The sequence below is a fragment of the Rhodococcus sp. USK13 genome (genome assembly GCF_018343855.1).
Classification (GTDB): Bacteria; Actinomycetota; Actinomycetes; order Mycobacteriales; family Mycobacteriaceae; genus Rhodococcus_F; species Rhodococcus_F oxybenzonivorans.
The window spans coordinates 5,247,451-5,259,504 of sequence record NZ_CP069242.1; the positions used below are offsets into that span (position 1 = coordinate 5,247,451).

At 65.1% G+C, this 12,054-nt stretch carries 11 protein-coding genes and 2 tRNA genes; 9 read left to right on the forward strand and 4 right to left on the reverse strand.

The features are described 5' to 3' along the window. The first annotated feature begins 7 nt into the window (after positions 1 to 7). Positions 8 to 748: a TetR family transcriptional regulator gene (locus JQT59_RS26645; RefSeq protein ID WP_213572628.1), complete on the forward strand. Its 741-nt coding sequence runs from the start codon at positions 8 to 10 to the stop codon at positions 746 to 748. A gap of 23 nt (positions 749 to 771) precedes the next feature. Then, the gene (locus JQT59_RS26650) at positions 772 to 1,623 is read left to right on the forward strand and encodes an alpha/beta fold hydrolase (protein WP_213572629.1); all 852 of its coding nucleotides are present in this window, start codon (positions 772 to 774) and stop codon (positions 1,621 to 1,623) included. Between the two features lie 30 nt (positions 1,624 to 1,653). Here JQT59_RS26650 and JQT59_RS26655 read toward each other — a convergent pair whose 3' ends face one another. Then, complete coding sequence (locus JQT59_RS26655) at positions 1,654 to 2,979, reverse strand: MFS transporter (RefSeq protein ID WP_213572630.1); 1,326 nt, start codon at positions 2,977 to 2,979, stop codon at positions 1,654 to 1,656. Positions 2,980 to 3,098: 119 nt separating this feature from the next. On the opposite strand from JQT59_RS26655, the gene JQT59_RS26660 reads away from it, so the two are divergent. From JQT59_RS26660 to cmrA, 3 genes are read left to right on the forward strand one after another with little or no spacing between them, the layout of a single operon-like run. Continuing rightward, complete coding sequence (locus JQT59_RS26660) at positions 3,099 to 3,632, forward strand: PadR family transcriptional regulator (protein WP_109328795.1); 534 nt, start codon at positions 3,099 to 3,101, stop codon at positions 3,630 to 3,632. An 11-nt stretch (positions 3,633 to 3,643) separates the two neighbouring features. Next, complete coding sequence (locus JQT59_RS26665) at positions 3,644 to 5,668, forward strand: NADPH-dependent 2,4-dienoyl-CoA reductase (RefSeq protein WP_213572631.1); 2,025 nt, start codon at positions 3,644 to 3,646, stop codon at positions 5,666 to 5,668. Positions 5,669 to 5,687: 19 nt separating this feature from the next. After that, positions 5,688 to 6,491 carry a mycolate reductase gene (gene cmrA / locus JQT59_RS26670; protein WP_213572632.1) on the forward strand — a complete coding sequence of 268 codons (804 nt, stop codon included), beginning with the start codon at positions 5,688 to 5,690 and terminating at the stop codon, positions 6,489 to 6,491. A 70-nt stretch (positions 6,492 to 6,561) separates the two neighbouring features. Here the strand turns inward: cmrA and JQT59_RS26675 are convergent, their stop codons facing one another. Then, positions 6,562 to 8,310, reverse strand: coding sequence for a helicase HerA-like domain-containing protein (locus JQT59_RS26675; RefSeq protein ID WP_213572633.1), 1,749 nt, complete (start codon positions 8,308 to 8,310; stop codon positions 6,562 to 6,564). Between the two features lie 85 nt (positions 8,311 to 8,395). Between JQT59_RS26675 and orn the strand changes: the two genes are divergently transcribed. Together orn and JQT59_RS26685 are read left to right on the forward strand one after the other, a co-directional pair. Further along, complete coding sequence (gene orn / locus JQT59_RS26680) at positions 8,396 to 8,995, forward strand: oligoribonuclease (protein ID WP_109334998.1); 600 nt, start codon at positions 8,396 to 8,398, stop codon at positions 8,993 to 8,995. 86 nt (positions 8,996 to 9,081) lie between these two features. Then, a tRNA-His gene (locus JQT59_RS26685) sits at positions 9,082 to 9,157 on the forward strand. A gap of 57 nt (positions 9,158 to 9,214) precedes the next feature. On the opposite strand, the gene JQT59_RS26690 is transcribed toward JQT59_RS26685, so the two are convergent. Further along, entirely contained in the window at positions 9,215 to 10,444 is a 1,230-nt protein-coding gene (locus tag JQT59_RS26690) for a L,D-transpeptidase (RefSeq protein WP_213578115.1), read from the reverse strand. A gap of 289 nt (positions 10,445 to 10,733) precedes the next feature. Here JQT59_RS26690 and JQT59_RS26695 point away from each other — a divergent pair. Continuing rightward, a tRNA-Lys gene (locus tag JQT59_RS26695) sits at positions 10,734 to 10,806 on the forward strand. A 128-nt stretch (positions 10,807 to 10,934) separates the two neighbouring features. On the opposite strand, the gene JQT59_RS26700 is transcribed toward JQT59_RS26695, so the two are convergent. Then, positions 10,935 to 11,156, reverse strand: a complete 222-nt coding sequence (locus JQT59_RS26700; RefSeq protein ID WP_109334997.1) for a DUF3618 domain-containing protein — start codon at positions 11,154 to 11,156, stop codon at positions 10,935 to 10,937. 161 nt (positions 11,157 to 11,317) lie between these two features. Between JQT59_RS26700 and bcp the strand changes: the two genes are divergently transcribed. Continuing rightward, positions 11,318 to 11,791 (forward strand): thioredoxin-dependent thiol peroxidase, encoded by a 474-nt coding sequence (gene bcp / locus JQT59_RS26705; protein WP_109328785.1) that lies wholly within the window; start codon positions 11,318 to 11,320, stop codon positions 11,789 to 11,791. The last annotated feature ends 263 nt before the right edge of the window (positions 11,792 to 12,054 follow it).

Below are 12,054 nucleotides of genomic sequence, written 5' to 3' on the forward strand. Positions count from 1 at the left end.
GAAAAACATGACGGACGAGCAGTACGGTCACCCCGTGGTTACGGGCGGTGCGGCAGCCGACGTCCTCGTGATCGACGCTCCCGCCGCCACGAATAGACTCGGTGCCGTGAGCCAGTCGACCGGTGCGGAACCCGAGAGCAGGGCAGCACGTAAAGAGCGCACCCGGAAGGCCCTCTTGGACGGCACCCTCGACCTCATGGCGGACCGGAGCTTCGCGGGTGTGAGTCTGCGGGAGATTGCCCGCCATGCAGGAATCGTGCCCACTGCGTTCTATCGGCACTTCGCGTCCATCGAGGAACTCGGCGTCGTTCTCGTCGAGGAGAGCATGCGAATGCTGCGACAGATGCTGCGCGATGCCCGCCGCAACCCGAGTACCAAGAGCGCGGGCGCGTCTCTCGACATCCTCGTCCGCCAAGTCCGCACTCACGAGGCACAGTTCCGCTTCCTCAGTCGGGAGCGCTACGGCGGTGTTCCCGAGATCCGCCGCGCCATCGCCACCGAGATGCGACTGTTCGTCAGCGAGCTGACCGTGGATCTCACGCGAATCGGCGGCCTCGAGTCGTGGGACGCCGACGACCTCGAGATGGCGGCCGACCTGATCGTCTCCACGATGTTCGCCGTCGTCGTCGACCTCCTCGAAGCCGACCGTCCCGGCGTGCGTACCGAAGCCGAGGTGGTCGCCCGCGCCGAACGCCAGCTACGGCTCATCATGCTCGGCATGACGGCGTGGAATCCTCGGAGGAGTTGACCCTGCCGCCGTACGGTGGGGGCATGCTGCCAACCTCCGAACACGTGTCCATCCCCATTGGCGACCTGACCTTCGACGTCACCGTCAACGGCCCTTCCGACGGCGAAGCAGCCGTTCTCCTGCACGGGTTTCCGGAAAGCGCTGCGTCGTGGACGCCGGTCTCCGCCCTCCTCGCACAGTCCGGGATGCGAACCTATGCACCGAATCAGCGTGGATATTCGGCTGGTGCGCGGCCAGAGGGTACCGACGCCTACCGCATCGACCACCTCGTCGGGGACGTCATCGCTCTCCTGGACGCACTCGGCCTCGAGACGGCGCATCTCGTAGGCCATGACTGGGGCGCCGTCGTTGCGTGGGTCGTGGCGGCGCGACACCCCGGCCGCATCACCTCACTCACGACCGTTTCGGTGCCTCATCCGGGCGCCTTCGGCTGGGCGCTGCGCGAGGACGCCGACCAGAAAGAACGGTCGTCCTACATTCGCCTGCTGCGGATGGAGGGCAAGGCCGAACATGTGCTCCTGCGCGAGAACGCGCAGTCGCTGCGGGCGATGTTCGGCGATGTCGTCCCGCCCGAACTCGTCGACCGGCATGTCGCACTCCTCACCGAGCCGGGGGCGCTCACCGGAGCCCTGAACTGGTACCGGGCAATGACAAGAGATTTCGACCAGACCCCCGCCGTCACCGTCCCCACCACCTACGTCTGGAGTACCGGCGACACAGCGTTGGGCCGCGCCGGAGCCGAGAAGTGCGGCGAGTTCGTGGACGCACCATACGAGTTCGTCGTCCTCGACGACGCGACGCATTGGATCCCCGAGCAGTGCCCCGACGACCTCGCCAAGGCGATACTTCAGCGGGCCGGAATGGCCACTGACTGATAATCGCCTCGGGAGCTGACGCGGGAGGCGTCAGCTCCGCTCCGGAGCACGCACCACGGTCAGGGCCGCCAGTCCGAGGGCCAGCACGATCAGCAGACCGAGGATCCCGGCCCGGTCCGCGCCGAACCACCACGCGAAGAGTCCGAACAGCGTCGGCGACAGGAACGACACCGCGCGTCCGGTCGTCGCGTACAGACCGAACATCTGCCCTTCGCGGCCGGGCGGCGTTATTCTCGCGAGGAACGTGCGCGACGAGGACTGCGCGGGTCCCACGAAAAGGCACAACAGGAGACCGAAGATCCAGAACATCCCCGGTCCGGACACAAACGTCAAGATGATGCCGACGACGATCATCGCGGCCAGCGACGCCGCGATGACCGTCTTGGGACCCACCCGGTCGTCGAAGCGGCCTGCCGTGAGTGCGCCGACGGCGGAGACGATATTTGCCGCGACACCGAACAGCAGCACATCGCCGGCACTGATGCCGTAGACATTGACGGCGAGGACCGCACCGAACGTGAACACCCCGGCCAGTCCGTCGCGGAAGAGCGCACTGGCGCCGAGGAAGTACACGGTGCGGCGGTCGGCAGACCAGAGGCTGCGTAGATCTCGCCAGAGAATCCGATACGACTCCACGAAACCGGCCTTGTCGGCGCCCGGATCGACCTGGGGCCGCGGCAGTTCGGGAACCTTCATTAGAACAGGTATCGCGAAGACGGCGAACCAGATCGCCGCGAGCAGCGCCACCATCCGGATGTTCAGGCCACCGTCCGTGGTGAACCCCAGTGCTCCGCGGGTGTCCCCGTCACCGGCGATAAAGCCGAAGTAGCACACCAGAAGAAGCACGATGCCGCCGAAATAGCCCATTGCCCAACCGAAGCCGGACACCCGACCTATATTCGACGGCGTCGACACCTGCCGCAACATGGCGTTGTACGGCACACCGGCGAGCTCGAAGATCACCGAACCGGCAGCGAGCAACGCCAGACCGAGCCAGAGGTACTCGACCGAGTCGCGGACGAAGAACATGCCGGCCATGCAAGCCACGGTCGCGAAGGTGAGGACACCGAGCGCGCGCTTGCGCCGGCCTGCGGCGTCGAATCGCTGCCCGGTGACCGGCGCCAGCACCGCGATGAGGAATCCGGCGATCCCCAGCGACCACCCCAGCCAGGTGCTCGCAGAGATCGATCCTTCGAGGTCCTCCCCCACTGCGTCGGTGAGGTAAACGGAAAAGACGAACGTGAGGATCACCGCATTGAAGGCGGCTGACCCCCAGTCCCACAGACCCCACGCGACGACCTGTTTGCGCGTCGCGGCCTCACCGATCCCGGCGGGCGGGCGAACTTCGGTGCTCATGTCGCGAGCCTATGTGAGCGAACGGGTCGTTCATACTCTCCGACGCAACGTCCCACTCGCACCGAGCGGATTGTGTGCACTTAGTTGCATAGGCACTTCGTTGCATACATACTTTCTGCGTGGCACTCGAACATGCGCTTCTCGTCTCCCTCACCGAACATTCCGGATCGGGGTATGAATTGGCGCGCCGATTCGACAAATCGATCGGCTTCTTCCAGAGCGCCACCCACCAGCAGATCTATCGGCTGCTCAAGCGCATGGACGAAGCCGGGTGGGTAGATGCCGAAGTCGTAGCGCAGGACAGCAGGCCGGACAAGAAGGTGTATCGGGTCAGCGCGGCAGGTCGCGCCGAGTTGCAGCGTTGGATCGCCGAGCCCACCGAACCGAATCACCTGCGTAACGAGCTTGCGGTCAAGATCCGCGCCGCCCAGCAAGGCGACATTCCCGCACTGGCCGCCGAAGTCGCCCGGCACCGCGACGGCCACGCTGCCCGGCTCGAGATCTACCGCATGATCGAAAAACGTGACTTCCCGGCGCCGGACCAACTGTCCGGCACCGCCCTTCACCAGTACCTCGTCCTGCGCGGCGGCATCCGCGTCGAAGAGGGATTCGCCGGCTGGTGCCAAGAAGTACTCGACGCCCTCTCGCAGTAAGGACACGCCGCATGACACAGTTTCCCCAGCTCCTCGCCCCGCTGGACCTCGGCTTCACGACGCTGAAGAACCGGGTGATCATGGGTTCGATCCACACCGGTCTCGAAGACCGCGCCAAGGACGTACCTCGACTGGCGGCGTACTTCGCCGAGCGCGCCCGCGGCGGTGTCGCCCTGATCGTCACCGGTGGGTACGCCCCCAACCGCACCGGCTGGCTGCTGCCTTTCGGGGCCAAGCTCACCAACCGCGTGGAGGCACGGCGGCACCGTGCGATTACCCAGGCCGTGCACGACGAGGGCGGCATGATCGCCCTGCAGATCCTGCACGCAGGCCGCTACAGCTATCAGCCGTTCAGCGTCTCCGCCTCCTCGATCAAGGCCCCGATCAACCCGTTCCGCCCCCGGAGACTCACCGGCCGCGGCGTCCGCTGGCAGATCCGCAACTTCGTGCGGTGCGCGCGGCTGGCACAGCGGGCAAACTACGACGGCGTCGAAATCATGGCGGGTGAGGGCTACTTCATCAATCAGTTCCTGTGTGAACGCACCAACAAGCGGACTGACGAGTGGGGTGGCACGCCCGAGAACCGCCGCCGAATCGCCGTCGAGATAGTTCGCCGCACCCGGGCCGCCGTGGGCCGCGACTTCATCATCATCTTCCGCTTATCGATGGCCGATCTCGTGGAAGGCGGTCAGACGTGGGACGACATCGTCGCTCTGGCAAAGGACGTGGAAGCTGCCGGTGCCACGATCATCAACACCGACATCGGCTGGCACGAATCCCGCGTCCCCACCATCGTCACGTCGGTGCCGCGCGCGGCGTTCGCCGACATCACCGGCAAGCTAGAGAAGCACGTGAACATTCCGGTGGCCGCGTCCAATCGGATCAACATGCCCGAGGTCGCGGAGGAAATACTCACCCGCGGTGATGCTCAGCTGATCTCGATGGCCCGCCCGATGCTCGCCGACCCCGACTGGGTCCGCAAAGCCGAAGCCGGAAACTCGGACGAGATCAACACCTGCATCGCGTGCAACCAGGCGTGCCTCGACCACGCCTTCGTCCGCAAGCACGTGTCCTGCCTGCTGAATCCGCGTGCGGGCCGGGAGACGGAACTGACGCTCTCCCCCACCCGGACCGTGAAGCGCGTCGCGGTCGTGGGCGCCGGCCCCGCGGGATTGTCCGCGGCGCTCGGCCTAGCGCAGCGGGGCCACACGGTGACGCTGTTCGAGGCGGACTCCGAAATCGGTGGCCAGTTCGGCATCGCCCGCAAAATCCCCGGCAAGGAGGAGTTCGCGGAGACCATTCGCTACTACAACCGGCAACTCGCACTCGCCGGTGTGAATGTCCGACTCGACACCCGCGTCACAGCGGTCGATCTCGTCGGCCGCTACGACGAGGTGGTGATCGCCACCGGTGTCACCCCGCGCCTTCCGTCGATTCCCGGCATCGACCATCCCACAGTGCTCACGTACCCCGAGGTCGTGCGCGGTGGGAAGTCGGTCGGAAAGTCGGTTGCCGTGATCGGGGCCGGCGGCATCGGCGTGGATGTCAGCGAGTTTCTCACCCACGAGCACTCACCGACTCTCGACCTGAAGGAATGGAAGCAGGAGTGGGGGGTCACCGAACCCGAGGCCGCGGCCGGCGCCCTCACCACGCCCATTCCCGAGCCGTCGCCTCGTGAGGTGTACCTCCTCCAGCGTAAGAGCGGGCGGATCGGGGCGGGGCTCGCAAAAACGACGGGCTGGGTGCACCGCGCCGCCCTGAAGAACAAGGGCGTGCACGAGTTGTCCGGCGTCAACTACGAGCGCATCGACGACGAGGGACTCCACATCACCTTCGGCGAGAAACGCGAGAAGCCCCGCACGCTCGCCGTCGACAACGTGGTGATCTGCGCAGGTCAGGAGTCCGTGCGTGACCTGGTCGACGAGCTGACCGTCGCCGGGGTCAACACTCATGTCATCGGCGGCGCCGACGTCGCTGCCGAACTCGATGCCAAACGCGCCATCGAACAGGGCACCCGGCTCGCGGCGCGCATCTGACGCACTACGCTGACTGACCGTGAGTTTGCCGAACCCCACCCCCAGTGCCCGCGCCGTCGTCACCGGCGCCTCGTCCGGTATCGGCGAGGCGCTGGCCAGGGATCTCGCCTCCCGTGGTCATTCCCTCATCCTCGTCGCCCGGCGCGGCGAAGTCATGGAATCGTTGGCGGCGACGCTCCGCGCCGAACACGGTGTCGAGGTGGACGTGCGCGCGTGCGACCTGTCCGATCGTGACGCACGTTCCGCCCTGGTCGACGAGATCGCCGGTCGGAAGATCAGCGTGCTGTGCAACAACGCCGGCATCGCAACGTTCGGCGCGGTCGCCGACCTCGATCCCGCCTACGAACGGGCGCAGGTCGAATTGAATGCCGTTGCCGTTCATGATCTCACCCTCGCCGTACTTCCGGGCATGCTGGAACGCAAGTCCGGCGCGATCCTGATGGTCGGATCAGCGGCAGGCAACATGCCCATCCCCCACAACGCCACCTACGCGGCCACGAAAGCCTTCGTCAACACCTTCTCCGAATCGCTGCGCGGCGAACTCAAGGGCTCCGGGGTCAGCGTGACCCTGCTCGCCCCGGGACCGGTCCGCACCGAGGAACCCGACCCCGCGGACGCGTCCATCGTCGACAAGCTGGTCCCCGACTTCCTGTGGATCTCCAGCGAATACACCGCCAAGGTGTCGCTCGACGGCTTGGCCGACAACAAGATGCGTGTGGTGCCGGGCATCATCAGTAAGGCGATGTCCGTCGCGGGACAGTACAGTCCGCGCGCAGTCGTGGCGCCGATCGTGGGAAGTTTCTACAAGAAGTTGGGCAACTAGACGGCGGCGAATGTACCGTTCGACGCTTCGACCGCGCTGAACGGTACATTCGCCCCGAGCGCAGCCGATGTCAGCGCCGCCGGCGGCGCCCTGTGCCGAAGATACTGCGCGAAATCTCCCGTCCTGCGGCCGAGGCCGCCGACCTCAAGAAACTCTTGACCGCCGGATTTCCCAGAATCTGCTCGGCCATGTTCGGCCCGTCGGGCTCCGCAGGCGCGGGCAGGTCCGGCAGCGATGGCAGATCGATGTCCTCATCGGTCGCAGGCGCTCCCGCGACCTTCGCGCTCAGCTTCTCGTACGCCGATTCGCGGTCGACGGTCCGACCGTATCTCTGCGCCAGCGGGCTCGACGCCGCCGCGCCCCGAATGGCGTCGTTGCCAATGGTGTCCATGAGTGAACGTGGTGGCCGCATCCTGGTCCACGCCACCGGCGTCGGCGCACCCTTCTCGGAGAGCACCGTCACGATCGCCTCGCCGATACCGAGGGATGTGAGCGCCTTCTCCAGATCATAGAATTGCGTCTTCGGGTACGTGCGTACCGTTTTGTTCAGCGCCTTCTGATCGTCCGGCGTGAACGCGCGCAACGCATGTTGGATGCGCGCACCCAGTTGTGAGAGCACCGCGTTGGGGACGTCCGTCGGTAATTGGGTGCAGAAGAAGACGCCGACACCTTTGGAGCGGATCAGCTTGACCGTCTGCTCCACCTGCTGCAGGAACGCCTTCGACGCGTCGGTGAACAGGAGATGCGCCTCGTCGAAGATGAAGACGAGCTTCGGCTTGTCCAGATCTCCTTCCTCGGGCAACGTTTGAAACAGATCGGCCAGTACCCACATCAGGAAGGTGGAGAAGAGGGCGGGACGGGCGGCCTGCGCGCCCAGTTCGAACAACGTGATGACGCCTCGCCCGTCACTGTCGAATCGGAGCAGATCTTCGGTGGCGAACTCGGGTTCACCGAAGAAGGTGTCACCGCCCTCCGCCTCGAGATTGGCCAGCGCCCTGAGGATCACACCCGCCGTGGCCGGTGACACTCCGCCGATGCCCGCCAGGTCGGCCTTGCCGTCGTCGCTGGTGAGGTGGGCGATGACCGACCTCAGATCTTTCAGATCGAGCAACGCCAGACCGCGCGTGTCGGCCCAGTGAAAGATGAGCCCGAGAGTCGATTCCTGAGTGGCGTTGAGCCCCAGCACCTTACTGAGCAGGATCGGGCCGAACGCAGTGATGGTGGCCCGCACGGGGATGCCGACACCCTCCGTACCCAACGAGAGGAACTCCACGGGCGAACCCGCCGGCGTCCAGTCACCGTCGCCGGTTTCGGCGGCTCGAGCGGTGATCTTCTCGTTCGTCTCTCCCGGTCTCGACAAGCCGGAGAGGTCGCCCTTCACATCGGCCATCACCACGGGAACCCCTGCCCCCGACAGCTGCTCGGCTATTCCCTGCAGGGTCTTGGTCTTACCGGTCCCGGTGGCACCGGCCACCAAGCCGTGCCGGTTGATCGTCGCGAGCGGTATCCGGACCCTGGCCGCGGGATCGACAACTCCGTCGACGAGGACGGTACCGAGCTCGAGCGCTACACCGGCCGACGAGTACCCCGACGCGATTTCTGCGGCAGGCCCCGACAGAGGCGGTGCGGCAGTCGCGCCCTGCGCCGCCGCATTCCGGGCTTCGTTCTCCGCCACCTCCTGCGCTTCCTTCTCCGCCACGTCCGCGGCGGCCGCGGCCTCGGCGGCAATCCTCGCCGCTTCGACCGCGGCAGCTCTGGCCGCCTCCGCCTTCTGCGCGGGAGTCGGGGCGGCCCCGCCGTTCTGCGATTGCTGGGTCATCGAAGCCCTCCTCGGATCACGAACGTCGGGAGAAAGTGTCCACCGCAGACCTTAGCCCGTGACCCACGTGACTACTGTGTTCCTGGTGCAGGACAAACTTGTGTGGATCGACTGTGAAATGACGGGCCTTCGGCTCGGTACCGACAAGCTGATCGAGATCGCCGCTCTGGTCACGGACAGCGAGCTGAACGTTCTCGGTGAGGGTGTCGACATCGTCATCCACGCCGACGACGAAGCGCTCGCCGCCATGCCGGATGTCGTGACCAAGATGCATCAGACTTCGGGACTGACCGAGGAAGTCCGTAAGTCGACGGTCACGCTCGCCGACGCCGAGCAGCAGGTGCTCGCCTACATCCGCGAGCATGTTCCCGTGGCGGGCACCGCACCGCTCGCCGGTAACTCCATTGCGACGGATCGCGGATTCATCGCGCGCGACATGCCCGACCTCGACACCTACCTGCACTACCGGATGATCGATGTGAGCTCCATCAAGGAACTGTGCCGTCGGTGGTATCCCCGGATCTACTTCGGGCAGCCCGAAAAGGGTCTCGCCCACCGGGCCCTTGCCGACATCAAGGAGTCGATCCGCGAACTTCGGTACTACCGGAAAACGGCCTTCGTGCCCGACCCCGGCCCGTCTACCAGCGACATCGCTGCCATCGTCGAAGAACTCGGGCCCGCCTGACATACCGATTGGCTTCTCGGGCATCGGACGCGCTAGTATCTTCCTCGCCGAAGTAACCGCCTCCGGGTGGCTGCCGAAAGCGCATGGTGAGTGTAGTTCAGTTGGTAGAGCACCAGGTTGTGATCCTGGCTGTCGCGGGTTCGAGTCCCGTCACTCACCCCAACAGAAAGCCCCCGGCCTCGGCCGGGGGCTTTCTTGTATGCGTTCAGTCCCAGGGACTCAGTCGCTGGCGTTGCCCGCCTTCCACACGTTCCAGGGAATGTTCCAGTCACCGAGGCCGTCGGTGCCCGACAGTGTGCCGCCGACCGTGTTCTTCACGACGACGATGTCTCCCCGCTTGGTGTTGTCGTACACCCACTTCGCGTTGGCGGGACTGAGGTTGAGGCAACCGTGACTGACGTTGGAATAGCCCTGCTGCCCCACCGACCACGGCGCCGAGTGGAAGAAGATGCCGCTGTAGGACATTCGCGTGGCCCAGTCGACGGGCGTCTTGTACCCCTGCGGAGCGTTGACGGGCACTCCGTAGGTGGACGAGTCCATCACGAGGTTCGCGAACCGGTCGCCGATGATGTAGACGCCGTTGTCGGTGGGTGTGTCGTCCTTACCCATCGATGTGGGCATCGTCATGATCACTTCACCGTTGCGTTCGAACGTGACCTGCTTGGTGTTGTCATCGGCTGTCGCGATCAGAGCGTCACCGATCGTGAACGTGGTGTGGACGTCTTCCTGTCCGAACAGTCCGTCTCCGAGATCTCGGCCGTACACGGCGACCTTCACATCGACGGTCGTGCCGGGCGCCCAGAAGTTCTGCGGACGCCACCGCACCTCACGGTTGTTGACCCAGAAGAACGCGCCCTCCACGGGCGGATTCGTCGTGACGGTGATGGCAGCCTCGGCAGCCCGTCGGTCGGGGATGTTCTCGTCGAACTGCACGGCGAGCGGCTGGCCGACGCCCACCACGTCGCCATCGCCCGGCATCACGTAAGGCTTGGTGACGTTACCGGGTGCGCTGGTGGTGAACACCGACGTCGACGTGGTCGCGCCGCCGAGTCCGTTGGCCTTGGCTTCGAGCCGGTATTCCTTGTCGTAGCCCAGCGGTTCCGTATTGACCCACGACAGACCGTCGGGTGCGATCGCGCCATCTACCGGCACACCCTCGGGGTTGTACATCGTGACCTCGGCCAGCGTCCCGTCTGCGACCGACACGGTGACCGGCTGGCCCGGCGAGAAGCCGACAGCTCCGTCGGTGGCCGATGCGGTCACCTTCGGTTTGATCAACTCGGTGACCGGATTGGAGTCGATCGGCGCCTCCCCTTCCGAGGTGACGGTGCCGGCGTCGGACACCGTGCATCCCGCGATCGACAATGCGAATACGAGTGATGCCGCCACAATTGTCGCGGTCTTCGAGACCGATCGCGCACGCATGCGCCTACCGCGCCCCACACCCATGGTTAACCCCACTTCACGTCCTCGCTCCGATGTCACGTTCAAGCCGGCACGCCCCTCGCCATCGCGAGACGAATCAGCACGTCGAGACCGTGTGGTCTCCAATGATGCCAGCCGCCGGAGACCGGTTCCAACCAAGCGCCGGGCGTGCCAGTAACGTTCGAATATCAATCGTGACCAGCGGTGCCGTTGTTACGGGTTGTATCTCCTGCCGGGGAGGGAAGCGAGGCGTCGACCAGGCGATTTGCATTCCTGAGAAGCGGTCCGCTACTGTTCTGTCTCGCAAGAGCGAGCGCCTATAGCTCAGTTGGTAGAGCAAGTGACTCTTAATCACTGGGTCCGGGGTTCGAGTCCCTGTGGGCGCACTTGCAGGAAAGGCCCTCACCTTCTTCGGAAGGTGAGGGCCTTTCTTCTTGCGCTTGATGTTCCGCCCGAAAAGCGAACAGCCGCCGGGATGTGCGGTCACAGTCCCGGCGGCGTCACCACGAATCGGTCAGCGCAGCGCCTTGCGGAGCACCAGGAGCCCCACCACCGCACCTACGGCGATCAGTCCGTACTTGACTGCCGGCTCGTTGAACTTCGCGATCAGCGTCTGCTTCGTGTTCTCCACGAGACGCTTCGGGTTGGTGCGGACCGTCAATTCGTCGAGTGTGCTTGCGAGCTGATTGCGCGCGTTCTCGATTTCACGCTCGATGCTGTCGGTGTCCCTGGGCAACGTATCCTCCAACTTGTTCGAATGGTTCGATCAGCGAGAGCGACGCTAACGCGAAGATCCCACACTTGCGTCAACCGTAGACGAGAACACGCCACCCGCGACTCCGTCTCCCCCATTGGATGTACCGCCGGTGTCGGGCCGTCCCGGTAGCGTGACATGTCGTGACCGACAACAGCAGACTCTCTCCCGGAGACACTCCACCCGCCTTCACCCTCCCCGATGCCGACGGCAACGAGGTGTCCCTCGCCGATTACCGCGGACGCAAGGTCGTCGTGTACTTCTACCCGGCCGCCAGCACCCCCGGTTGCACCAAGCAGGCGTGCGACTTCCGCGACAATCTCGCGGAACTCAACGGAGCCGGCATCGACGTGATCGGCATCTCCCCCGACAAACCGGCCAAGCTGGCCAAGTTCCGCGACACCGAGGAACTGACATTCCCGCTCCTGTCGGACCCGGACAAGTCCACACTCGAGGCGTGGGGCGCATTCGGGGAGAAGAAGATGTACGGCAAGACCGTTCAGGGCGTCATCCGCTCCACCTTCCTCGTCGACGAGGAGGGCAAGATCGAGGTCGCGCAGTACAACGTTCGCGCCACCGGCCATGTGGCCAAGCTGCGACGGGACCTTTCCGTCTGAGCGCATTCCGTCCCACCCGGCCTTCGGCGTGGTACGCCCGAACTCGCCGCGGGCCGGGTGCGACTTTTCAGGGGACGTTGAACGCCGCCCACCAACCGGTCTCAGTCGCTCTCGTCGCCAGGTGGTGATGTGGGGGAATTCCTGCCGTCGGCTATTTGTGGGCCATCACATTGTTCGTCCGGGAAACCACCCGATCGGTGGCCACGTCCTGGCAAAACCCGACGAGCCACCGGGACAGGTCTTCGGAATCCGGAGCAAAGACC

Bases quoted from the DNA above. Each gene is read 5' to 3' on its own strand.
- JQT59_RS26645 (WP_213572628.1), top strand. From the start codon at position 8: ATGACGGACGAGCAGTACGGTCACCCCGTGGTTACGGGCGGTGCGGCA.
- JQT59_RS26665 (WP_213572631.1), top strand. From the start codon at position 3,644: ATGACACAGTTTCCCCAGCTCCTCGCCCCGCTGGACCTCGGCTTCACG.
- JQT59_RS26690 (WP_213578115.1), bottom strand. From the start codon at position 10,444: ATGGGTGTGGGGCGCGGTAGGCGCATGCGTGCGCGATCGGTCTCGAAG.
- JQT59_RS26675 (WP_213572633.1), bottom strand. From the start codon at position 8,310: ATGACCCAGCAATCGCAGAACGGCGGGGCCGCCCCGACTCCCGCGCAG.
- JQT59_RS26650 (WP_213572629.1), top strand. From the start codon at position 772: ATGCTGCCAACCTCCGAACACGTGTCCATCCCCATTGGCGACCTGACC.
- JQT59_RS26655 (WP_213572630.1), bottom strand. From the start codon at position 2,979: ATGAGCACCGAAGTTCGCCCGCCCGCCGGGATCGGTGAGGCCGCGACG.